Annotated in this window: 21 protein-coding genes; 9 read left to right on the top strand and 12 right to left on the bottom strand. The window is 72.6% G+C overall.

The window, feature by feature from the left end; translation table 11 throughout:
- Positions 1-3 precede the first annotated feature (3 nt).
- From J3486_RS18315 to J3486_RS18305, 3 genes are read right to left on the bottom strand one after another with little or no spacing between them, the layout of a single operon-like run.
- Complete coding sequence (locus tag J3486_RS18315) at positions 4-747, bottom strand: zinc ribbon domain-containing protein (protein ID WP_207821962.1); 744 nt, start codon at positions 745-747, stop codon at positions 4-6.
- A 29-nt stretch (positions 748-776) separates the two neighbouring features.
- On the bottom strand, positions 777-1,655 hold the full coding sequence (locus J3486_RS18310; protein ID WP_207821425.1) for a Nif3-like dinuclear metal center hexameric protein: 879 nt from the start codon (positions 1,653-1,655) through the stop codon (positions 777-779).
- 43 nt (positions 1,656-1,698) lie between these two features.
- Positions 1,699-2,754 (bottom strand): ABC transporter substrate-binding protein, encoded by a 1,056-nt coding sequence (locus J3486_RS18305; protein WP_207821959.1) that lies wholly within the window; start codon positions 2,752-2,754, stop codon positions 1,699-1,701.
- A 288-nt stretch (positions 2,755-3,042) separates the two neighbouring features.
- Here J3486_RS18305 and J3486_RS18300 point away from each other — a divergent pair, with 288 nt between their 5' ends.
- The gene (locus J3486_RS18300) at positions 3,043-4,209 is read left to right on the top strand and encodes a hypothetical protein (protein ID WP_207821424.1); all 1,167 of its coding nucleotides are present in this window, start codon (positions 3,043-3,045) and stop codon (positions 4,207-4,209) included.
- A gap of 55 nt (positions 4,210-4,264) precedes the next feature.
- On the top strand, positions 4,265-4,444 hold the full coding sequence (locus tag J3486_RS18295) for a hypothetical protein (protein WP_207822017.1): 180 nt from the start codon (positions 4,265-4,267) through the stop codon (positions 4,442-4,444).
- 77 nt (positions 4,445-4,521) lie between these two features.
- Here J3486_RS18295 and J3486_RS18290 read toward each other — a convergent pair whose 3' ends face one another.
- The 3 genes from J3486_RS18290 to J3486_RS18280 form a co-directional block, all read right to left on the bottom strand.
- On the bottom strand, positions 4,522-5,460 hold the full coding sequence (locus J3486_RS18290; RefSeq protein ID WP_207821423.1) for a 3-oxoacyl-ACP reductase: 939 nt from the start codon (positions 5,458-5,460) through the stop codon (positions 4,522-4,524).
- A gap of 62 nt (positions 5,461-5,522) precedes the next feature.
- The gene (locus J3486_RS18285; protein WP_207821422.1) at positions 5,523-6,599 is read right to left on the bottom strand and encodes a Zn-dependent alcohol dehydrogenase; all 1,077 of its coding nucleotides are present in this window, start codon (positions 6,597-6,599) and stop codon (positions 5,523-5,525) included.
- Positions 6,600-6,662: 63 nt separating this feature from the next.
- A complete protein-coding gene (locus J3486_RS18280) occupies positions 6,663-7,517 on the bottom strand; it encodes a MaoC/PaaZ C-terminal domain-containing protein (RefSeq protein ID WP_207821421.1) in 855 nt (284 codons plus the stop codon).
- A gap of 273 nt (positions 7,518-7,790) precedes the next feature.
- On the opposite strand from J3486_RS18280, the gene J3486_RS18275 reads away from it, so the two are divergent.
- The 4 genes from J3486_RS18275 to J3486_RS18260 are packed head-to-tail and all read left to right on the top strand — an operon-like array spanning position 7,791 to position 11,362.
- Positions 7,791-8,699, top strand: a complete 909-nt coding sequence (locus J3486_RS18275) for an ABC transporter ATP-binding protein (RefSeq protein ID WP_207821420.1) — start codon at positions 7,791-7,793, stop codon at positions 8,697-8,699.
- Complete coding sequence (locus tag J3486_RS18270) at positions 8,699-9,415, top strand: ABC transporter permease (RefSeq protein ID WP_207821419.1); 717 nt, start codon at positions 8,699-8,701, stop codon at positions 9,413-9,415. The genes J3486_RS18275 and J3486_RS18270 overlap by 1 nt, the downstream gene beginning before the upstream one ends.
- A gap of 31 nt (positions 9,416-9,446) precedes the next feature.
- Positions 9,447-10,709 carry a sensor histidine kinase gene (locus J3486_RS18265; protein WP_207821418.1) on the top strand — a complete coding sequence of 421 codons (1,263 nt, stop codon included), beginning with the start codon at positions 9,447-9,449 and terminating at the stop codon, positions 10,707-10,709.
- Between the two features lie 20 nt (positions 10,710-10,729).
- Positions 10,730-11,362 carry a response regulator transcription factor gene (locus J3486_RS18260; protein WP_207821957.1) on the top strand — a complete coding sequence of 211 codons (633 nt, stop codon included), beginning with the start codon at positions 10,730-10,732 and terminating at the stop codon, positions 11,360-11,362.
- A 197-nt stretch (positions 11,363-11,559) separates the two neighbouring features.
- On the opposite strand, the gene J3486_RS18255 is transcribed toward J3486_RS18260, so the two are convergent.
- Positions 11,560-13,008, bottom strand: a complete 1,449-nt coding sequence (locus tag J3486_RS18255) for an MFS transporter (protein ID WP_207821417.1) — start codon at positions 13,006-13,008, stop codon at positions 11,560-11,562.
- Between the two features lie 132 nt (positions 13,009-13,140).
- Here J3486_RS18255 and J3486_RS18250 point away from each other — a divergent pair, with 132 nt between their 5' ends.
- Positions 13,141-13,719 carry a GNAT family N-acetyltransferase gene (locus J3486_RS18250; RefSeq protein WP_207821416.1) on the top strand — a complete coding sequence of 193 codons (579 nt, stop codon included), beginning with the start codon at positions 13,141-13,143 and terminating at the stop codon, positions 13,717-13,719.
- A gap of 72 nt (positions 13,720-13,791) precedes the next feature.
- Here J3486_RS18250 and J3486_RS18245 read toward each other — a convergent pair whose 3' ends face one another.
- From J3486_RS18245 to J3486_RS18230, 4 genes are all read right to left on the bottom strand, one after another.
- The gene (locus J3486_RS18245) at positions 13,792-15,006 is read right to left on the bottom strand and encodes a lipid-transfer protein (RefSeq protein ID WP_207821415.1); all 1,215 of its coding nucleotides are present in this window, start codon (positions 15,004-15,006) and stop codon (positions 13,792-13,794) included.
- 60 nt (positions 15,007-15,066) lie between these two features.
- Positions 15,067-16,248, bottom strand: a complete 1,182-nt coding sequence (locus J3486_RS18240; RefSeq protein ID WP_207821414.1) for an acyl-CoA dehydrogenase family protein — start codon at positions 16,246-16,248, stop codon at positions 15,067-15,069.
- A gap of 35 nt (positions 16,249-16,283) precedes the next feature.
- The gene (locus J3486_RS18235) at positions 16,284-17,432 is read right to left on the bottom strand and encodes a CaiB/BaiF CoA-transferase family protein (RefSeq protein WP_207821413.1); all 1,149 of its coding nucleotides are present in this window, start codon (positions 17,430-17,432) and stop codon (positions 16,284-16,286) included.
- Between the two features lie 63 nt (positions 17,433-17,495).
- Positions 17,496-18,401, bottom strand: a complete 906-nt coding sequence (locus J3486_RS18230; protein ID WP_207821412.1) for a LysR substrate-binding domain-containing protein — start codon at positions 18,399-18,401, stop codon at positions 17,496-17,498.
- A 112-nt stretch (positions 18,402-18,513) separates the two neighbouring features.
- Here J3486_RS18230 and J3486_RS18225 point away from each other — a divergent pair, with 112 nt between their 5' ends.
- The gene (locus J3486_RS18225) at positions 18,514-19,872 is read left to right on the top strand and encodes a TerD family protein (RefSeq protein ID WP_207821411.1); all 1,359 of its coding nucleotides are present in this window, start codon (positions 18,514-18,516) and stop codon (positions 19,870-19,872) included.
- Positions 19,873-19,922: 50 nt separating this feature from the next.
- The gene (locus tag J3486_RS18220; protein ID WP_207821410.1) at positions 19,923-20,516 is read left to right on the top strand and encodes a hypothetical protein; all 594 of its coding nucleotides are present in this window, start codon (positions 19,923-19,925) and stop codon (positions 20,514-20,516) included.
- An 11-nt stretch (positions 20,517-20,527) separates the two neighbouring features.
- Here J3486_RS18220 and J3486_RS18215 read toward each other — a convergent pair whose 3' ends face one another.
- Positions 20,528-22,708 (bottom strand): acyl-CoA dehydrogenase, encoded by a 2,181-nt coding sequence (locus J3486_RS18215; protein ID WP_207821409.1) that lies wholly within the window; start codon positions 22,706-22,708, stop codon positions 20,528-20,530.
- Positions 22,709-22,736: the final 28 nt, after the last annotated feature.

Genomic DNA, 22,736 nt, shown 5'->3' with positions numbered 1-22,736 from the left:
GCCCTAGATGCCCGACTCCGACGTGCGGACCAGGATGCGGCTGCAGTTCTCGCAGCGGACCACCGCGTCGGCGGCGGCGGCCCGGATCTCGTTCACCTCGGTGACGTCCAGCTCCAGGCGGCAGCCACCGCAGCGGCGCTGCTGCAGCTTGGCCGCGCCGATGCCGCCCGACTTCTCGCGGAGCCGGTCGTAGAGCTTGAGGAGGTCGGCCGGGAGGGAGGCCGCGACGGTCTCGCGCTCCTTGGTGACCTTGGCCGCCTCGGCGTCCAGCTCGCCCGCGGCCTGGTCGCGGCGGGCCGTCGCGTCGTCGATCTTCGCCTGGACGGAGGCGAGCCGGCCGGCCAGCTCGCTCGCGCGCTCCTGCGCGGACTCGCGGCGCTCCATGACCTCCAGGACGACGTCCTCCAGGTCACCCTGGCGCTTGGCGAGCGAGGCGATCTCGCGCTGGAGGTTCTCCAGGTCCTTGGGCGACGTGATCGCGCCCGAGTCCAGGCGCTGCTGGTCGCGGGCGGCGCGCTGACGGACCTGGTCGACGTCCTGCTCGGCCTTGGTCTGCTCGCGGGCGCAGTCGCTCTCCTCGGTCGTCGCGGCGACGTGCAGGTCGCGCAGCTGCGTGAGGTCCTTGGTGAGCGACTCCAGCTCGGCGTGCTCGGGCAGCGACTTCTTCTTGTGCGCGAGCTGCTGGAGGCGGACGTCGAGGTCCTGGACGTCCAGGAGACGGATCTGGTCGGCGGGCGCGGCGTTCAGTTGGGGGCTCCAAAGGTAGAGAGGGGGAATCAAGAAGGGGTGCGCGCAGCGCTCGCTGGAAGGGTGGTGGCGGGCGACGGGCGGGCGGACGCCGCGTGGGCGGTCCAGGGGTCGGTGACCGTCCGGGAGACGTGGACCCGCAGGCCCCAGCCCTCCCGGTCGGAGATGGCTTCGAGCTGGCTCGCCGCCTGCTCGCACCAGGGCCATTCGGTGGCCCAGTGCGCGGCATCGAGGAGCGCGAGGGGTGTGCGTTCGCGGGCCTCGCTGACCGGGTGGTGGCGCAGGTCCGCGGTGAGGAAGGCGTCGGCGCCCGACGCGCGTACGTCGTCGAAGAGGCTGTCGCCCGAGCCGCCGGAGACCGCGATCGTGCGGATCGTCGCGTCCAGGTCACCCGCGACGCGGATGCCCTGGGCGGTGGCCGGGAGGCGGTCGGCGGCGCGGCCCGCGAGCTCGCGCAGGGTCAGCGGGTGGTCGAGTTCGCAGATCCGGCCGAGGCCGCGGCGGCCCGCGGGGTCGGTCGGGTCCGGGACCAGGGGGCGGACGACACGGACGCCGAGGGCGCCCGCGAGGGCGTCGCTGACGCCCGGGTCGGCCTTGTCGGCGTTGGTGTGCGCGACGTGCAGCGCGATGTCGTGCTTGATGAGGGTGTGGACGACCCGGCCCTTGAAGGTGTCCGCCGCCACCGTCGTCGTACCGCGCAGGTAGAGCGGGTGGTGGGTGATGAGCAGGTCCGCGCCGAGCTTCACGGCCTCGTCGGCGATCTCCTGGACCGGGTCGACCGCGAACAGGACCCGGCTCACCCCGGCGTCCGGGTCGCCGGCGACCGTGCCGACCGCGTCCCAGCTCTCGGCGAGCGAGGCGGGCCAGAGGGCGGCGAGCGCGGCGGTGACTTCAGACAGACGGGGCACGCAGACAGGTTACCTGCGCCGCGCGCCCCGACCCTAAGAGCGGCTACTTGACCAGGTTCGCGCGGAGGTCCTTGAGGACCTGGTCGGCGGCCGTGACACCGAGGCCCAGGTACCAGGTCTCGTCCGGGACGTCCTTGGCCTGCCCGTCCTTCACGGCCTTCAGGTTCTTCCAGAGCGGGTTGTCCTCGGCGCTGGCGCGCTTCGTCTTGTTCGCGTCGCCGTAGACACCGGTGAAGATCCAGTCGGCGTCCGCGGAGTCGATCTTCTCCGGGCTGATCTCGGTCGCCAGGTCGTTGATCTGCTGGTTCTCGGGGCGCGGAATGCCGGCGTCGTCGAGGATCGTGCCGATGAAGGAGGCCTTCGCGTAGAGGCGGATGCGGTCCGGCATGTAGCGGAGCATCGTCACCGTCGGGGCCTTGCCGCCGTTCGCCTTCTTCACGTCGGCGCCGAGCCGCTCGACGTTCTTGTCGTACGCGGCGAGGTTCGCCTTCGCCTTCGCCGTCTCGTCCAGGGCGGAGGCGTTGAGGAGGTAGTTCTGCTTCCAGGTGAAGCCCGGGCGGATGGAGAAGACCGTCGGGGCGATCTTGGAGAGCTGCGGGTAGAGCTTGGCGGCGCGCAGCTCGCTACCGAGGATCAGGTCGGGGTGGAGGTTGGCGATGGCCTCCATGTTGAGGGCGTTGATCGTGCCCACGTTCTTCGGGCTGCCCGCGTCCTTCTTGAGGTAGGACGGAATGCCGTCGTCGCCCTCGGTGGGGGCGTAGCCGACGGGCTTGACACCGAGGGAGACGACGTTGTCGAGCTCGCCGACGTCGAGGACGACGACACGGGTCGGCTTCTTGTCGAGCTTCGTCTTGCCCATGGCGTGCGTGACGGTGCGCGGGAACTGGCCGGCCTTCGCCGTCGTGCCCATCTTCGCGGTCTCGTCCGCGGCCTTCGAGAAGTCGTCGCCGCCCTGCGCGACGGCCTTGGAGCCCGCGCCGTTGTCGCTCTTGCCGGAGGAGGAGGTGTCGGTGGACCCGGAGCCGCAGGCGGTGAGGGCGAGAGCGGCGGCCGCGACGGCGGCGACGGCCGCGACGCGGGTACGGGGGCGTATGAGCATCGACTTGCTCCAGGTCCGGGCGCACAGGACGTGCACAGTCATTGGTTAGGCAAACCTAACATCACCTTCACCGGGGGCTCGCCGCCACTCCCCCGACTCCCCCAGCACACCGGGCACTCCCTCTTCAGCGGATTCCGGACACCGCCACCCTTTGGTGTGAAGCGAGGGGTCGTGGATGCCACGGAGGTACGTACGAAAACTAGCTTCGGCCTGGAGAACGGTGGAGCACAGCTGTACTGCGGATGTACGGGGTGCTGTGCAGGAAGCAACCGGAGGTGGCAGACACCCATGACCGCCTTGGTCATCGAGAGCGCGCCAAAGACGCGGCCGCGACCGCCGCGCACCGGGTGCGTGATCGCGGCGGACGCGTCGTACGCGGCCCGGCTGGCGCACGACGGAACCTCGTGGTTCCCGCAGCGGTGGACCCTGGACGGGCCCGAGCCGTACGCCGTGCCGCTGCCGGGCAACCAGCCGGAGGAGCCGGACACCGACGTCCTGCCGCTGACCGACGGCCGGGTGCTGATCCGGCGCGGGGCCGACGGGCGGCGCCATCTGTTCGCGCTGCTGTACCCGACCGGGCCCGGCACCGGCGAGGTGCCGCTGGGAGCCGTGGAGTGCGGCGAATCGGCGGAGCTGCGGATGCTGCCGCCCGCGCCGGACGGGCGCAGCGCGTACGCCCTGGAGCGGGGCGAGAAGTCCACCCATGTGTGGCTGGTGGCGGGCGGCGCGTTCGGGCCCGAGCACGTGGCCGAGGTGCCGGGGCGCTGCACGGGCGGGGTGTGGCTGGACCGGGCGGGGCGGCTGCTGGCGCTCGACCGGGAGCCGTCGGACGGCGGGCCCGTGAAGACGGTCGCGGTGGATCTGGAGCGGGGTGGCGAGATGACGCCGCTGCTGCAGATCACGGAGGAGAGCGACGACCGGCTGCTCCTGGCCGACCTCGACAGCGGGCTGATCCTGGTCCGCTCGGACGCCGCGAAGGCGGGTGAACCGCGGCTCGGCTGGGGCGTGTTGGGGAGCACACTGCCGATCCGCTTCCCGCAGGCGCTGCGCGTCCCCGGCTGCACGGTGACGCCGTTCGCCGTGCAGCCGGGTCAGACGCTGCTGCCGGAGAGCTGCGCCGTGGCACTGCGCATCGCCGGCACGGCCGGGCAGGCGGAGGGGGAAGGGGAAGGGGAAGGGGTGCCGTGGCTCGGGCTGTGGCGGCCGCTGGACGGAACGATGCATCAACTGGCGGCGCCGCAGGGGTGGTTGACGGGGTCGGGGTTCTGGTCGCGGGACGGCGTGCTGTCCCTTCCTTATGTGACGGAAGAGGTGTCGTGCGGCCTCGCGCGGGTACCCGCACCGGAGCCTGCGGTACCGGCACCGGAGGCGGAACCCGTGCCCGAGACGCCTGCCGCGCCACGCCCCGTGCCCTTGGGGCAGGCGCCCCTCGGCGGTCGGACGACGGGCGGTTAGACTCGCCGGGCTGTAAGTCGACGATCTTGTAAGGGTTTACGGGGTGAGTTTTCCGATGACGGAAAGCAACGGCACGAACGCTGGAACGGAGACCATGGAGCGCGGCGAACGCGTCGAGGCCACGGGCTCCGGCGGTTCCGGGCGGCACCGTGGTGCGGTCGCCATGGGGGCCACGCAGGGCGAGCAGCCCGAGCCGCACGGGCGGCATCGCGGGGCCAAGGCCGACGAGATGTAACGGCAGGCGCCAGGAGAGGGGCCCGGTGACTTCGGTGAAGTCACCGGGCCCCTCTCGTGTCCGTAGCGCCCCTCGCGTCAGCCGTGCTTGAGGCCCAGCACCTCGGCCGCCGCGAACGTCTCGTTCGGGGGGCGGTCCTTGTAGTGCGGGGTGAGCAGGGCGTCGAGTTCGTCGTACGTGAACGCGTCCTTCTCCGTGTCGAACTTCGCCTGCACCTTGGGGCGTTCGACGATCGCGACCATGCCGCCGTGCACGACGAGCAGCTGGCCGTTGACGTTCGAGGCGGCCGGTGAGGCGAGGTAGCCGACGAGCGGGGCGACGTGTTCGGGGGCGAGCGGGTCGAGGCCCTCGTCCGGCAGGGCGAAGCCCGCGAAGACGTCTTCGGTCATCCGGGTGCGGGCCCGTGGGCAGATGGCGTTCGCCGTGACGCCGTACTTGGCGAGTGCCAGGGCGGTGGACGTCGTCAGGCCGACGATGCCGCCCTTCGCCGCGGCATAGTTGGGCTGGCCCGCGCTGCCCGCGAGGAACGCCTCGGACGAGGTGTTGACGATGCGGCCGTAGACCGGGCCGCCGGTCTCCTTCGAGCGTGCGCGCCAGTGGCGGGCCGCGAAATGGCTGGTGTTGTAGTGGCCCTTGAGGTGGACGTGGATGACGGAGTCCCACTCCTGTTCCGTCATCGAGAAGATCATGCGGTCGCGGAGGATGCCGGCGTTGTTGACCAGGATGTCCAGGCGGCCGTAGGTGTCGATCGCCAACTGGACCAGCTGCTCGGCCTGTTGGTGGTCGGCCACGTCTCCGGTGTGCGGGACGGCCGCGCCGCCCGCCGTCCTGATCTCCTGGGCGACCTGCTCGGCGGGGGCGGCGTCGGCCTCTCCCGAGCCGTCCCTTCCCGGCCGGCCGAAGTCGTTGACGACGACGTTGGCGCCCAGGCGGGCCAGTTCCAGGGCCTCGGCCCGTCCCAGGCCGCGGCCCGCTCCGGTGACTATGGCCGTGAGGCCCTTGAGGGGCGTGGACATCGTTGCGGCTTCCTCTCGCCGAAGGCAGGACAGTTCCGTTGCCGGGGCACCCCTCGCGGGGCCTAGATCTCGATGCAGGTGCGCAGCGCGGCGCCCGTCCGCATCTGGTCCAACGCCTCGTTGATCTCGCCCAGTTGGACCCGGTGCGTGATCAGGGACGCCAGGTCGATGCGGCCCGCCCGCCACAGGGCGATGGCGCGCTCGTAGCTCGTGAGGACGTCGCCGCCGCCGTACATCGACGGCAGGATGCGCTTCTCGTCGAAGAACAGCTCGAACATGTTGAGCTGGAGGTTGTCGTCCATGGCGCCGGCGCCGACCACGACGAGGGTGCCGCCGCGGCGGGTCGTCTCGTACGCGGTGCGGGCCGTGGCCGACTTGCCGACGACCTCGAAGACGTAGTCGAAGCCCTCGCCGGCCGTGATCCGCTGCTTGGCGTCGGCGAGCGCGTCCGGGGCCACCGCTTCCGTCGCGCCGAACGTGAGGGCCGCCTCGCGCCGCGACTCCACCGGGTCGACCGCGACGATCTGCGCGGCGCCCTTGAGGCGGGCGCCCTGGATCGCGGAGATGCCGACGCCGCCGCAACCGATGACCGCCACCGACGAACCGGCCGCCACGTCCGCGGTGTTGATGGCCGCACCGAGGCCCGTCGTGACGCCGCAGCCGATGAGCGCGGCGATGTCGAAGGGGACGTCGTCGGGGATGGGCACGGCGCAGCCCGCGTCGACCACGACCTCTTCCGTGAAGGTGCCGGTGCCCGCGAAGCCGAAGACGTCACCGCCGGGGCGCTTGAAGTTCGGGGTGCCCGCGTTCATGAACCCGGCGAGGCACAGCTGGGTCTGGCCGCGCCTGCACGCCGGACAGGCGCCGCAGGCCGGCAGCCAGCAGACCAGGACACGCTGACCCGGCGTCAGGTTCGTGACGCCGTCGCCGACGTCGAGGATCTCGCCCGCACCCTCGTGGCCGGGGATGAACGGGGCGGGCTGCGGCAGCACCCCGTTCATCGCGGAGACGTCGGAGTGGCACAGGCCCGTCGCACGCACCCGGATCCGCACCTTGCCCGGGCCGAAGCCGACCGCCTCGACGTCGTCCAGTACCTCAAGTTTGTCCTGGCCTATCTCGTGCAGTACGGCTGCTCGCATGGGGTGCGGCTCCTTCACGTGGACGTACGGGAATCAGGCGTACGGGAATCGGGCGTACGGGAATCAGGTGTGGTCGATGACGGTGTCCGCCAGGACCGGCGCCTCGTCGCGTTCCACCGCCGACACCGTCACCTGGATCCGGCCCGGCCCCTGCCACATGCGCACGCGCAGCGTCTCGCCGGGGAACACGATGCCCGCGAAGCGGGTGCCGTAGCGGGTGATGCGGGAGACGTCGCCGTCCAGGAGCGTGTCGACGACGGCCTTCAGCGTCATGCCGTAGCTGCACAGGCCGTGCAGGATCGGACGGTCGAAGCCGGCCAGCTTCGCGAACTCGGGGTCGGCGTGCAGCGGGTTCCAGTCGCCGGAGAGGCGGTAGAGCAACGCCTGGTCCTCGCGGATCGGGCGGTCGACCGTACGGTCGGGCTCGCGGGCCGGGACCTCAAGGCGCTCGGAGGGGCCGCGCTCGCCGCCGAACCCGCCTTCGCCGCGGACGAAGATCTGCGCGTCGGCGGTCCACAACGGCCCTTCGGCGTCGGCGACCTCGGTGCGCAGGACGAGGACGGCCGCCTTGGTCTTGTCGTAGACGGCCGCGACCCGGGAGGTGGTGGTCGCCCTGCCCTTCACCGGGATCGGGCGGTGCAGCTCGATCGTCTGACCGCCGTGCAGGACGTGTGCCAGGTTGACGTCGATGCCGGGTGCCGAGAGGCCGCCGACGACGCCCATGCCCGCGCCCGCCACCGTCGCGAAGCTGGGCAGCACGTGCAGCTTCGACTCCAGGGTGTAGCGCAGCTCGTCGGGGTCGGTGGCGGGGATCCCGGCGCCGAGGCCCAGGTGGTAGAGCTGGATGTCCTTGTGGTCCCAGGTGATTTCGGCGGACCTGGGCTCCGCGGCTACGGCCTGCGCTGCGTCGATGGGCATGGCGGCACACGCTCCTAAGGCTGGTCAAGACCTCGGTGCGGCCGTCCGCACCGTCGGCCGCACCGAGGTCGTCACGGGCCGGGCTAGAACGTGTTCTCATCCCCCGGCGATCCTCATGTATAGCCAAGCGGGGGTGGGTTGGGAAGGGCCGGGTCACGTCTTTCTGACTGAGCGTCAGATGACGGCGGGGCGGGCGGCCGTGACATTTGTACCGGCCGATCGTGGACAACCGCATCTGCCGCGCCCCCTCCCCCGCTCCATAGCGTTCTCGGTATGACGACAACGACACCGGCGGTGTCCTTCACGGGGGCCGTCAAGACATTCGGCGACGTACGCGCCGTCGACGGGCTCTCGCTGCGCATCGGCGCGGGCGAGACCGTCGCACTGCTCGGCCGCAACGGCGCGGGCAAGTCCACGACGATCTCGCTGCTGCTCGGTCTGGACGAGCCGGACGAGGGCACCGTCGAGCTGTTCGGCGCGGCGCCCGAGGCGGCGGTGCGGGCCGGGCGGGTCGGCGCCATGCTCCAGGAGGGCCGGGCCGTGCCCCGGGTGACCGTCGCCGAGCTGGTGGACTTCGTGGCCCGGCGCTATCCCGCCCCCATGGACGTACGGGAGGCGCTGCGGCTCGCCGGGATCGAGGAGCTCGCGGACCGCCGGGTGGACAAGCTGTCGGGCGGGCAGACGCAGCGGGTGCGGTTCGCCGTGGCGCTGGCCGGGAACCCCGCGCTGATCGTGCTCGACGAGCCGACGGCCGCCCTGGACGTGGAGGCACGGCACGCGTTCTGGGCGTCGATGCGGGCGTACGCGCGGCGCGGGCACACGGTGCTGTTCTCCACGCACTATCTGGAGGAGGCCGACGCGCACGCCGACCGGATCGTCGTCATCGACCACGGGCGGCCGGTCGCCGACGGCAGCGGCGACGAGCTGCGCCGGGCCGGCGGCGGCAGCCTCGTCTCCTTCGACCTCGCCGGGCACGGCACGGAAGGGCTCTCGCTGCTGCCGGGGGTCGGTTCCGTGGAGATCCGCGGCGACCGGGCCCGGCTGCGCACCGCCGACTCGGACGCGACCGTGCGGGCGCTGGCCGCCCTGGACCTCGTACGGAAACTGGAGGTCGCCCCGGCCTCCCTCGACGACGCCTTCATGGCGCTGACGTCATCCCCTCTCGGCCTGGAGCGTGTGTGATGTGGGACTACCTGCGGCTCGAAGTGCGGCGCACGCTGCGCGACGGACGGTTCGTGCTCGGCACCGTGGCGATGCCCGTCCTGATGTATCTCCTGTTCACCAACATCGGCGAGAACTCGGGGAGTTGGAAGACGGCGTCGATGGTCGGCATGGCCGCCTACGGGGCGCTCGGCGCGTCCCTGAACACGGCGGGCGGGGTCGCCGAGGACCGGGCGATCGGCTGGCTGCGGCAGCTGCGGATCACGCCGATGACACCGCGCCAGGGCGTGCTCGGGCGGGCCCTGACCGGCGCCGTCACCGTCCTGCCGGCGATCACGGCGGTGCTGCTCGCGGGGGCACTGGTGAACGGCGTACGGATGGACTCCTGGAAGTGGCCGGCCGTCGCGGTGCTGCTGTGGCTGGGCTCGCTGCCCTTCACCATGCTGGGCCTGGGCAACGGCTACCGGATGACGTCGCAGGCCATGGGCGGGGTGAACATGCTCTGCTATCTGGGGCTCGCGGTGCTCGGCGGGCTGTGGTTCCCGGTGGAGCTGTTCCCCGGCTGGCTGCAGCGGGTGTCGTCGTTCACGCCGACGAATCGGTTCGCGCAGCTGGGCACGGCGGTCACCGACGGGCACGCGCCCTCCGCCGCGGCCCTCGCCGTGCTCATCGGCTGGCTGCTGGTGTTCGGTTCGTACGCTGTGGTGTCGTACCGCAGGGCGGCAAGGACCATCTGAGAGAGCGATGGAGCAACGGGGAGTCGGGAACATGGCGCTGCAGCTGAAGCACCGGTGGCGGGCCTGGCAGATCGCCCGGGACGAGTGGAAGGCCGAGAACGAGCGGGTGAAGGCGGCCCGTAAGGAGTGCAAGGGGGGCAAGGAGGGCCGCCCGGCGGAGGAGCTGGGCCCGCCGCCCTCCGGCTTCGCCCTGCTGCCGTGGCTGCTGATGGGGCTCGGCGCGTTCTCCAATCTCATCAACGGCGAGACGCCGAACCCCTGGATCGCCGGGGTCGCCCTGCTCACGTTCAACTCGCTCTACATCTACGTGGTGTTCCGCGCGTTCGACAAGAAGAAACGGGAGTCCCGCCCGACGCTGGTCGCGCTGCTCCTGATGACGCTGCTGACTTGCGGGCTCGCGGGCGGCTACGGCGGCAACTGGCTGGCTTTCTTCCCGCTGCTCGGCCTCGCCGTCGGGTCGATCGTCCGGGGCCGCCACATCGGGAAGGTCGGCATCGGCCTGAGCGCGCTCGCCGGGATCATCGGCGCGCTGCGTGAGGGCTGGGACGCGGTCTCCGTCTTCTACGGCACGTTCCTGTCCACCATGGTGACGGCGGCGATCCTGTCCCTGGCCGAGACCGTGCGCGAACTGCGGGACGCCCGCGAGGAGTTGGCCCGCCAGGCCGTCGAGAAGGAGCGGCTGCGGTTCTCCCGCGACCTACACGACCTGCTCGGGCACACCCTGTCGGTGATCGTGGTGAAGTCTGAGGCGGCCCGGCGGCTCGCACCGCGCAGCATGGACGCCGCCCTGGAGCAGATCACCGACATCGAGGCGGTGGGCCGGCAGGCGCTCACGGAGATCCGCGAGGCCGTCACCGGGTACCGCGAGGGCAGCCTCGCCACCGAGCTGGACCGGGCGCGTTCGGCGCTCACCGCGGCGGGCATCGAGCCGGTCGTACGCCAGTCGGGGCCGCCGCCCTCGGCGCAGACGGAGGCGCTGCTGGGCTGGGTCGTGCGGGAGGCGGTGACCAACGCCGTGCGCCACAGCGCGGCCACCACCTGCACGATCACGGTCGAGGGGACGCGGGAGCGGGTGCGGCTGCGGGTGGTCGACGACGGGTCGGGGCCGGCGCCGGCGGCGGGCCCGAAGGTCGGCGGCACCGGTCTGAAGGGCCTCACCGAGCGGCTCGCGACGGCGGGCGGCTCGCTGACGGCGGGGCCGGGCGTGCGCGGCGGGTTCACCGTGACGGCCGAACTGCCCGTGGGGCAGGGTGAGTCGGCGCGGGACGCGGAGCTGGCCGAGACGACCACGTAAGGTCTGCTGCTGTGACGGAGATGCCTCAGGACCACCGGCCGGCCAAGAGCGTGCGGGTGCTGCTCGCGGAGGACCAGGGCATGATGCGCGGCGCGCTCGCACTGCTCCTCGGCCTGGAGGAGGACATGGAGGTCGTCGCGCAGGTCGCGGCCGGCGACGAGATCGTCGACAAGGCCCTGGAGTGCCGGCCCGACGTCGCCCTCCTCGACATCGAACTGCCCGGCCGCAGCGGGCTCGACGCGGCCGCCGAACTGCGCGACGAGGTGCCCGACTGCCGGGTGCTGATCCTGACGACGTTCGGGCGGCCCGGCTATCTGCGCCGGGCCATGGAGGCGGGGGCGGCGGGTTTCCTGGTCAAGGACGGCCCCGTCGAGGATCTCGCCGAGTCGATCCGCAAGGTGCTGCGCGGCGAGACGGTGGTCGACCCGGCCCTCGCCGCGGCCGCCCTCTCGGCGGGCCCGAGCCCGCTCACAGCCCGCGAGGCCGATGCCCTCCGGGCCTCGGCGGACGGGGCGACCGTCTCCGACATCGCCGGGAAGCTGCATCTGTCGGAGTCGACGGTGCGGAACTATCTGTCTTCGGCCATCGGGAAGACGGGGACGCGGAACCGCATGGAGGCGATGCGGTTCGCGCGGCAGCAGGGGTGGTTGTAGGTCGCGTGGGCGGGTGCGGGTTCGGTGGGGGCTGGTCGCGCATTTCCCCGCGCCCCTGAAGGCATGCGCTGCGCGCAGCCTTCCCTCATGGGGAGATGCCGCACGAAGTGCGCATCTCAGGGGCGCGGGGAACTGCGCGACCAGCCACGGCGGAACCGGCACCCGGCACCCGGCACCCGGCACCCGGCACCACGACCTCACCCCGCGACGGCGCGCTTCCGCCCCGGCATCCAGACGACCAGCACCACCACCGCCACGACCAAGATCCCCGCGCCGACCAAGAACGCCGCCGCATATCCCTCGGTCAGCGCCTCGGGATCCAGCCCTCCCGCGGAGCGGCTCGTCGCGACGGTCGACAGGATCGAGAGCCCCAGCGCACCCCCCAGCGTCCGCGACGTGTTGATGAGCCCGGACACCAGACCGGCGTCCTGCGGCGCCGCCCCCGACGTCGCCAGCGAGGCGAGCGGCGTCATGGCGAACCCGGCACCGGCCATCATCACGATCCCGGGCAGCATGATGGTCACGACGTACGAGCCGTGCGCGCTCATCGTGGACTGCCAGGCGAACCCGGCCGCGGTCACCAGCACGCCCGCCACCGCCACGTTGCGCGCCCCGAACCGCCGCATCATGCGCGGCGCGATCTTCGACCCGGTGACCACGGCGAGCGAGCTCGGCACCAGGGCGAGCCCGGCCTCGATCGGGGTGTAGCCGAGGACGTTCTGCGCGTACAGCGTCATGAAGAACCACATGGCGAACGAGCCCATGCCGCAGACGAACATCGCCGCGTTGGCCACCGCCACGGACCGTACCTTGAACAGTCCGAGCGGCATCAGCGGCAGCCGCGTACGGGCCTCCACCACCAGGAACGCGACGATCAGGGCGAGCGCGGCGCCGAGCGGCAGCAGGGTGTCGGCCGAGCCCCAGCCGGCCGCCTCCGTCTGCACGATGGCGTACGCGAGGGTCGCCGTGCCCGCGGTGACGAGCAGCGCGCCGGGCAGGTCGAGGCGGCGCTCGCCGCCCGCGCGGGACTCCTGGATCCAGCGGGCGGCGGCCGCGAGGACGACGGCGCCGAGCGGCACGTTGATGAGGAGCACCCAGCGCCAGTTCAGGCCCTCGGTCAGGACGCCGCCGACGAGGCCGCCCGCCGCGCCGCCGCCCGCGCCGACCGCGGTCCAGGTGGCGATGGCGCGGGCCCGCGCGGCGCCCTCGGGGACGGCCGAGGTCAGGATCGTCAGCGTGGAGGGCGCGAGGACCGCGGCGCCCAGGCCCTGCACGGCCCGCGCCACGAGGAGCTGCCAGTCCGCCTGCGCGAGCCCGCCCGCGAGCGAGGCCAGCGTGAACAGGCCGAGGCCGACGAGGAACATCCGCTTGCGGCCGAAGAGGTCGCCGGCCCGGCCGCCGAGCAGCATGAAACCGGCGAACGCGATCGAGTACGCGTTGACCACCCACTGCAGCCCCGAGGCGCTCAGGCCCAGGTCGGCGCGCATGGACGGCAGGGCGACGTTCACGACGGAGACGTCGAGGACGACGAGGAACTGTCCGGCGCAGGCCACCGCCACCACCAGCCAGGCGGGCGGGGCGGGCCTGCGCCCAGCTATGGACGCGCGGGCATGGGTGTCAGGGGAGGTCTGGGACATGGTGGTCATGGTCTCAGGCCGCGGACACCCCATACATCAGGATTTCGCCGCAGGCCCCCGGTCTTGCGGCCGTACGTCCCAGGCCCTAGGACCGGGTGAATTCCGTTGCCTGCGGATCCGCGCGGCACCGAGAATCCCCGGATGACCGCCACCGCCGCCTTCGCCCACAAGCCGGTCCTGACCGGGGAGCGCACCGTCCTGCGGCCCTTCACGGAGGCCGACGCCGCGACGATGGCGGAGATCGTCGCGGACCCGGAGGTGCTGCACGGCACCGGCGGCGGCTGCGCCGACGCGTTCCCGCCGGAGCGGCTGCGCGCCTGGTACGGGTCGCGCGGCGCGCAGCCCGACCGGCTCGACCTGGCCGTCACGGACCGGGCCACCGGTGAGCTGGTCGGCGAGGTGGTCGGCGAGGTGGTCCTCAACGAGTGGGACCCCGCCAACCGCAGCTGCACCTTCCGAACGCTGATGGGCCCGCGCGGCCGCGGCCGGGGCCTCGGCACCGAGGCGGCCCGCATGATCGTCGGGTACGGGTTCGGGGCGCTCGGCCTGCACCGCATCCAGCTGATGGCGTTCGCCGACAACCACCGGGCGCGGCACGTGTACGAGAAGGTGGGCTTCGTCCTCGAAGGCGTGCACCGCAAGAGCCGACTGCGCGACGGCGTCCGGGAGGACGAGGTCACCATGGCGGTCCTGGCCGAGGACTGGCCGACCTCCGCCTGACTCCAGGGCCGCCGGACCGCCCGCTGGGGCGTGTGTCGAAAGTCCCGCCTGCCCCGCGACGCCTGGCACGCCCTAGGGCCGCCGCACCATCGTCACCACCGCCGCGCCGCCGAGCCCGATGTTGTGCGCGAGTCCGACGCGGGCCCCGGTCACCTGCCTGCGGTCCGCCTCTCCCCTCAACTGCCAGGTGAGTTCGGCGACTTGGGCGATGCCGGTGGCGCCGAGCGGGTGCCCCTTGGAGATGAGCCCGCCGGAGGGGTTCACCACCCAGCGGCCGCCGTACGTCGTCGCGCCGGACTCGACGAGCTTGCCGGAGGCCCCTTCCTCGCACATGCCGAGCGCCTCGTACGTGAGGAGTTCGTTGATCGAGAAGCAGTCGTGGAGCTCGATCACGTCCACGTCCTCGATGCCGAGCCCCGACGCCTCGTAGACCTGACGTGCCGCCTCGCGCGACATCGGCTGTCCGACGACGTCGATGCAGGAGCCGGAGTCGAAGGACTCGGCGGTGTCGGTGGTCATCGACTGGGCGACGATCTCGACCGCCTTGTCTCCCAAGTCCCTTTCCTCGACGAAGCGTTCGGAGACGACGACGGCCGCCGCCGCGCCGTCCGACGTCGGCGAGCACTGGAGCTTGGTGAGCGGGCTGTGGATGGTCTTGGCGGCCAGGATCTCCTCGACCGAGTACGCGTCCTGGAACTGGGCGTTGGGATTGTCGACCGAGTGGCGGTGGTTCTTCGCGCCGACGGCCGCGAGCTGCGCCTCGGTGGTGCCGTACTTCTCCATGTGCTCGCGCGCCGCGTCCCCGAAGATCTGGGCGGTGGGCGGGGTCATCTCGAAGCCGTGCCGGGCGGCCATGATGCCGTAGTGCCGGGCGACGGGTGACGTCCTGCCGAATCCATCAGCCGCTCCGCCGCGGGCGCCGCCGTCGGCGCCGCCGCCGAGCGCGCCGCGCTGCATCTTCTCGAAGCCGAGCGCGAGGACGCAGTCGCCGATCCCGCCCTCGACGAACTGCCGGGCCATCATCAGGGCCGTGGAGCCGGTCGCGCAGTTGTTGTTGACGTTGTAGACGGGGATGCCGGTCAACCCCAGTTCGTAGACGGCTCGTTGGCCCGCCGTGGACGCCTGGAAGCAGTAGCCGACGGGCGCGAGCCGCACGTCCTCGTAGGCGACACCCGCGTCGGCGAGCGCGGCGCTCCCCGCCTCCTTCGCCATGTCCCAGTACTGCCAGTCCCGGGTCTCGGGCTTCTCGAACTTGGTCATGCCGACGCCGACGATGTACGACTTCATGGCTACGCAGCCCTCCTGCCACTATCTGACGGATCGTCAGATAGTGGCAGGGCGGGGCGCTTAACGGAAGGCCGCGAGCCCGGTGAGCGCCTGGCCGAGGGCGAGGGTGTGCATCTCGGTGGTGCCCTCGTAGGTCAGCACGGACTCCAGGTTGTTGGCGTGCCGGATGACCGGGTATTCGAGGGAGATGCCGTTGGCGCCGAGGATGGTGCGGGCCGTGCGGCAGATCTCGATGGCCTCGCGCACGTTGTTCAGCTTGCCGAAGCTGATCTGCGCCGGGTGCACCCCCTCAGGGCTGTCCTTGAGGGCCGCCAGCTGGAGCGCGGTCAGGGTCGCCTTGTGCAGCTCCAGGGCCATGTCGACGAGCTTCTGCTGGGTGAGCTGGAACCCGGCGATCGGCTTGCCGAACTGCTCGCGCTGAAGGGCGTACTCACGCGCCATCCGCCAGGCCGAGCGGGCCGCGCCGGTGACACCCCAGACGATGCCGTACCGGGCCTCGTTCAGGCAGGTGAGGGGCGCGCCCACGCCGCGGGCGCCCGGGAGCTCGGCCGACGCCGGGAGCCGTACGCCGTCCAGGACCAGCTCGCTCGTCACCGAGGCGCGCAGCGACATCTTGTGCTTGATGAGCGGCGCCGAGAAGCCGGGGGTGTCGGTCGGCACGACGAAGCCGCGCACCCCGTCCTCGGTCTGCGCCCAGACGACGGCGACGGCCGCGACCGAGCCGTTGGTGATCCACATCTTGCGGCCGTCGAGGATCCAGTCGTCGCCCTCGCGGCGGGCCCGCGTCGTCATGGACGCCGGGTCGGAGCCGTGGTCGGGCTCGGTCAGGCCGAAGCAGCCGATGGCCTCGCCCGCGGCCATCCTCGGCAGCCACTCCTGCTTCTGCTCCTCCGAGCCGAAGCGGTGGATGGCGAACATGGCGAGGGAGCCCTGCACGGAGACGAACGAGCGCAGACCCGAGTCCGTGGCCTCCAGTTCGCGGCAGGCGATGCCGTAGGCGCGGGCCGACATGCCGGCGCAGCCGTAGCCCTCCAGGTGCATGCCGAGCAGGCCCATCTTGCCGAATGCGCGGGCGAGTTCGGGAAGGTTCGGCAGCTCGCCCTGCTCGAACCACTCGCCGATGTGCGGCTCGACCTTGTCGTCGAGGTACTGGCGGACCGTGTCGCGCACGGCGCGCTCCTCGTCGGTCAGGAGCGCCTCCAGGTTCAGCGGATCGAGGGCGTCGAGTGCGGGGAACGGCATGGGGCGGATCTCCTTGCTGCGAGGGGCGTGCGGGGTCAGTCGTGCTGGCCGAGGGTGGGGGGTGCGGTGCGTACGGCGGGCCGTACGCCGTTGAAGCTGACGGGGAAGGCGACCTGGCGGACCGTGCCCGCGACGGGGTGCTCGACCTCCTGGACCATGCCGAGGGCGGCGGTCTGCGGGCAGGTGTAGACCTCGTCGAGGTGGCGGATGGGAGCGGCGGGCACCCCGGCCGCCTTGAGGATGTCGCACCACTCACCGACGGTGCGCCCGCCGAGCGCGGCCGTCAACTGTGCGTTGAGCGCGTCCCTGTTGGTCACGCGGGCGGCGTTCGTCACGAAGCGGGCGTCGTCGGCGAGCGCGGGCAGGTCCAGGGCGGCGCACAGCCTGCGGAACAGGGCGTCGCTGCCGACCGCGATCACGAAGTGGCCGTCCGCGGCCTCGTACGCCTGGTACGGGACGAGGCTGGGGTGGCCCGAGCCGAGGCGGGTCGGGCGCTCGCCGGTGGCGAAGTGGGCGGTGGCCCAGTTGGTGTGCAGGGCGAGCTGGGTCTCGTACAGGGACGTCGTGACGTACTGGCCGCGTCCGGTGCGGGCGCGCTCGACGAGGGCGGAGGTGATGCCGATGAGGCCGAAGAGCGCGGCGCCGAGGTCGCCCATCGCGAAGCCCGCCTTGACGGGCGGCCCGTCGGGTTCGCCGGTCAGGGACATCAGTCCGGCGGCGGCCTGGGCGACCATGTCGTAGCCGGGTTCGTCGCGCAGCGGTCCGGTCTCGCCGAAGGCGGAGATGTGCAGGACCACCAACCTCGGGTAGCGGTCGGTGAGTTCGCGGTAGTCGAAGACGCGGGCGAGGGTGGAGCCCGGCCGGAAGTTCTCCACCATCACGTCGGCGTCGGCGAGCATGCGGTGCACGGCCGCCCGCCCCGCGTCGGACTTGAGGTCGAGGGTCACGGACCGCTTGTTGCGGTTGGCGGCCAGGTAGTACGTGGCGTCCTCGCCCTGGAACGGCGGGCCCCAGCGGCGGGTCGGGTCGCCGCCCTCGGGGTGCTCGACCTTGGTCACGTCGGCGCCGAGATCGGCGAGCGACATGGTGGCGTACGGGCCCGCGAGGATCTTCGACAGGTCGACGACCTTGATCCCGGCGAGCGGCGCGGCGGACCCGTGGAGGTCGGTGGGCGGCTCAGACATGTCGATCACTCTGCCCGCGGGATTAAGTGCTGTCCAAGACCAATAACGGAAGCCAGTGAGCCGTTACTCCACATAATCGGCGGGTGTGGGCAGCACGCGCTCGGCGATGGCGAGGACGGCGGCCAGCGCCGCGCTGTCGTTCCCGGTGCGCCAGGCGAGCGCGATGGGCAGCACCGGCACGCCCTCCCCGGCCAGCGGCCGGAACACGACGTGCTCCAGATGGATCGACCGCGCCGATCCGACCACCACGGCCACGCCCACCCCCGCGCCGACCAGGGCGAGCAGGTTGTACGAGTCCGGCGCCTCCTGCGCGATCCGCGGCGCGAACCCGGCGTCGTGGCAGCCCTGCACCATCGCCTCGCGCACGGCCGAGCCACGGGCGACAGGGAACGTCACGAACCGCTCGTGCTGGAGCTCGGCGAAGGTGACCCCGTCCTGGGCGGCGAGCCGGTGCCCCTCGGGCAGCGCGCACACCAGCGGCTCGGCCCGTACGACCCGTGCGGTGATCCCGCGCCGGACGGGCAGCGCCGCGACACCGAGGTCGATCGTGCCGTCGGTGAGCCGGGCGAGCGCCTCGCCGGTGAAGATCTGACCCTCCAACACCAGCTCCACGCCCGGCAGTTCGGCGTTGACGGCGCGGGTGAGCGCGGGCAGCGCGGAGTAGGCGCTGGCCCCGCCGAAGCCGACGGTGACCCGGCCGGTCTCGCCGAGGTGGGCGGAGCGGACGGTGCGGCGCAGGGCGGCGGCGTCGGCGAGGAGGTCGCGGGCGGGTTCGAGAAGGGCGCGGCCCGCCGGGGTCAACCGGACGGTCCGCGTGGTGCGTTCGAAGAGCCGCACGCCGAGATCGCGCTCCAGAAGCCTGATCTGCTGGCTCAGCGGCGACTGGGCGATGTGCAGACGCTCGGCGGCCCGCCCGAAGTGCAGTTCCTCGGCGACGGCCACGAATCCGGTGAGGTGTTTCAGCTCCACGGGGGCGACGATACGTCGCCGTATGGGATGCTCCGGCCGTACATCAGTGTGATGAACGTGTGTTGAGTCGTGTTGAGTATGTGACGACGGTGATGGCGGAGGGGGCCTTTCCGTGGGAGATCTGATCAAGGGAGCCAACACGTTCGTGCCGACGGTGCCGTTGCGCATCGCGGTGCGCGGTGGGCTGCGGGCGTCGGCGCTGCTGCTGGCGGCGGACGGCAGGGTCCGGGGGGACCAGGACGTGGTGTCGGACGGCGCGCCCGCGCATGTGTCGGGCGCGGTGCGGCTGGCCGGCGGCGGGGACGGCACGGCGTGGCTGGAGGCGTCGATCGGCGAGGTCGAGGCGGACGTCGAGCGGGTGCTCGTCGTCGGGGCGACGGCCGGCGGGACGGCACGGGAGACCGGGGTGCCGTCGGTGGAGGCGTACGCCCCGGACGGGACGTCGGTCGCGCGGTACGACGTGACGGAGACCGGCGACGAGACGGCGCTGGTGCTCGCCGAGCTGTACCGGCGGGCGGGCGGCTGGAAGTTCCGCGCGGTCGGGCAGGGGTACGCGGGCGGGCTCGCGGCGCTGGGGACGGACCACGGGGTGGGCCGGATCCCGGTGACGCCGGTGACGCCGGTGGCCCCTGTGGCCCCTGTGGCCCCTGTGGCTCCGACGCCGCTGCCGCAGGCGGTGGCTCCCACACCGGTGGCCGTGCCCGCGCCCGCGCCGACCGTGGTGGTCCAGATGTCCGAGCCCGCGCCTGCGCCCGTGCCCGCACTCGCCCCCGCTCCCCCGGCCTGGACCTTCACGCCGTTCTTCGAGCCGCACGTCGAGACGGGCCGCGACAACGACGTGATCCACGTGGACGGGCTGCCGGCCGGCCCCGTGGTCGTCGAGCTCCTGGTCAGGGGCGACGGCTACACGGGGCTGTGGCCGCTCAACGGCCGCAACAAGAAGGGCGATTACCTCGCCAGCAGCACCGAGGAGGACTTCGAGGGCCGGCTGCTCACCCTCGTACCGGCGAACGGGCGGCTGCGGCTGCGGCTGGAGACCGAGGGGCCCTGGCAGGTGCGGGTGCTGCCGCTCGCGGGCACGCATCTGCTGAACGAGGAGTGGCGGGAGTCGCGCGGCCCCGACGTCATGCTGCACACGGGCGGGCCCGCCGACCTCTCCATCCGCTACAAGGGCGACGACAACTTCATCTGCTACCTGTACGAGCTGCACGGGCACACGGATCCCGCCACGCTCCCCCGCGGTGAACTCCTCTTCAACGAGATCGGCTCCCGCAAGGAGACCCACCCCCTCCCGGAGGGCCCGGTCATCGTCCGTCTGTCGGCGGCCGACGGCCCCTGGCGCGCCCGCCTCAAGGGCCTCCAGTCCCACCCCGTCACCCCGTCCCAGGGATCGGTCGTCCCGTTCCCCGAGCCCTCCAAGGTGAGCGACGGCCGCAGGTCGTCGCGGTGGGGGTGGCGGGGGCGCGGCTGACGCGTCCGCTCGGTGAGCCGGTTGTCAGTGGCGTCTGCTGCACTGTCCTCATGACCGCAGCAGACGCCGCCCACCGGCTCCCCGACGTCCCGACCCTGCGCGCCCGGTGCTGTGCCGTCCCGGCGGCGGAGGCGCTGATCAACCCCTCGGGCGAGTACGCGTACCACGTGTACTCGCCCGAGTGGAGCCCGACCGAGGAGGTGTTCTCCGTGGACAACGGCTCGGGGGACGACTACGCGGTCGTCTTCGGCCCCGCCGGTGTCTACCTGCGCTTCTTCAGCCACGAGTCGGTGATGAGCCCGTGGGGCGACGACGAGGAACGGCCGTGGCCCGGCATCCTGGACACGCTCCCCGCCGTCTTCCGTCCGTACGTGGACGAGCCCGCGTTCACCGAGGACGGTGTGCCGCGTCTGACCGGCTGCATATGGCGCGAGAGCGCCGACACCCGCTGGCACACCGGTGACATCGACTTCCCCGAGAACCCCGAGAACACGGACGAGTCCGACGACGCCGACGGCGCCGACCGGCTCCTCGGACTGCTCCTGGAGGGAACTGCGGAGGCGTTCCGGGACTGGGCGGAGGACTACTACGAGCGGCCGGTGGACCTCGACGCCGTGCGCCGCGTGTTCAAGGACGCCGCCTGAGGCCCCCACGCTCAGTCCCTGGGCAGTCCCAGGATCCGCTCCGCCACCACGTTCAGCTGCACCTGTGTCGTGCCGCCCGCGATCGTCAGGCAGCGGGAGAGGAGGAAGCCGTGCAGGGCCCGTTCGCCGGGGCCCTCGCGCAACGCGCCCGCGGGGCCCAGGAGTTCGAGGGCGAGTTCGGCGACCTTCTGCTGGTGCGGGGTCTGGACGAGTTTGCGGACGGAGGCGCCGGGGCCCGGCCCCTCCCCCGCCACCTGCCGCATGGTCGTGCGCAGACCGATGCAGGCCAGGGCGTGGGCCTCGGCGGCGAGGGCGCCGATGCGGGCCCGGTGGGCGCCGTCGAGCACCGCGGCCCCGGCCAGCAGCGCCTCCAGGCCGGTGTCGAAGGTCAACTGGTCGGCCATGTGGACGCGTTCGTTGCCGAGGGTGTGCCGGGCGACGCGCCAGCCGTCGTTCACCTCGCCGACCACGGCGTCCGCCGGCAGCACGACGTCGTCGAAGTAGACCTCGTTGAAGAGGGCGTCGCCGGTGATCTCGCGCAGCGGGCGGATGTCGATGCCGTCGGTGTGCTTCATGTCGACGAGGAAGTAGGTGAGCCCCTTGTGCTTGGGCGCGTCGGGGTCGGTGCGGGCCAGCAGGATGCCGTGGTCGGCCCACTGCGCGGCGCTCGTCCACACCTTCTGGCCGTTGATCCGCCAGCGGCCGTCGGGGAGCCGTTCGGCTCTGGTGCGCAGGGAGGCGAGGTCGGACCCGGCGCCGGGCTCGGAGAACAGCTGGCACCACAGGACGTCGCCGCGCAGGGTCGCCGGGAGGTGGCGGTCGCGCTGCTCCTGTGTGCCGAAGGAGATGAGGGAGGGGACCACCCAGGTGGCGATGCCGAGGTCGGATACCTTGACCCCCGCCTCCGTCAACTCCTGCTGGACGGCGAGCTGTTGGAGCGGGCCCGCGCCGAGTCCGTAGGGCGCGGGCAGGTGCGGGGCCGCGTACCCGGTGGGCGCGAGGGCGCGGCGCGCGGCGGCCGGGTCGAGGCCGCGGGCCGCCTCGATGACCGTACGGGCGCTCTCCCGGTACGCGTCCGCCCGCGCGGGCAGGTCGAGGCGCAGCTCCCTGCGCGCGCCCGACTCGGCGAGGCGCACGGCGCGCAGCCGGTGGGCGTCGCCCGCGCCGAGCAGCTGCCGGGCGACGACGGCCCGGCGCAGATGGAGATGGGCGTCGTGCTCCCAGGTGAAGCCGGTGCCGCCGAGGATCTGGATGCAGTCCTTGGCGCAGCCGTACGCGGCGTCGAGCGCGGTCCCCGCGGCGAGCGCGGCGACGAGGCCGCGGACGTCGGGCGCGTCCCGTTCGTCGAGGGTGCGCGCGGCGTCCCAGACGAGCGCGCAGGCCTGCTCGACGCGGACCAGCATGTCGGCGCAGAGGTGCTTGACGCCCTGGAACTGTCCGATGGGCCGCCCGAACTGCTCGCGCACCTTGGCGTGCGCGGCGGCGGTGTGCAGCGCCCAGGCGGCGCCGCCGCAGGCGTCGGCGGCGAGCAGGACGGCGGCGAGGTCGCGGACGAGGGTGGCACCGAGCGAGGTCAGGACGCGGTCGGCGGGGACGGTCGCCCCGGCGGCGGTGACCTCTGCGGTGGGCCGTGTCGGGTCGGCGCTCTCGTGCGCGCGCACGCCCAGTCCCGGGGTGTCGGCGTCGACCGCGACCCAGGTGACACCGTCGGCGCTCTCGGCGGCGAGGATCAGCAGGTCGGCGTCGGCGCCGGTGAGCACGGGCGGCGCGCAACCGTCGAGCACGAGCCCGTCGGGCCCGGCGACCGCGCTGAGCCCGCCCGTCCCGAAGGCGACCGCGCCGATCCGCTGCCCGCGGGCGAGGGCGGCAGCGAGCTCGCGCCGCCCGGCCCTGCGCAGCACCTCGGCGCCGAGCACGCTGCCGAGGAAGGGGCCGGGCAGCGCCGCCCGGCCCGCCTCCTCGGCGACCACGGCGAGATCCAGCAGGGTCCCGCCCCCGCCGCCGTACGCCTCCGGCAGGTGCACCCCGAGCAGACCCTGCCCGGCGATGCCGTCCCAGTACGGGGGCCGCTGCCCCGGGGTGGCCGGGGCGTCGAGCAGTTTGCGCACCTCGTCGGGCGGCACGGCGCGCGCGATCCAGCCGCGCACCGCGTCCGCGAGTTCCCGCTGTTCCTGCGTGATGGCGATGCCCATGCGGCGCACGGTAGAACACGTTCCAGTA

It is taken from the genome of Streptomyces sp. VRA16 Mangrove soil, assembly GCF_017377775.1.
Taxonomy (GTDB): domain Bacteria; phylum Actinomycetota; class Actinomycetes; order Streptomycetales; family Streptomycetaceae; genus Streptomyces.
Note: the sequence above shows the minus strand (reverse complement) of the source record. Positions and strands in the feature narration are given on the sequence as shown.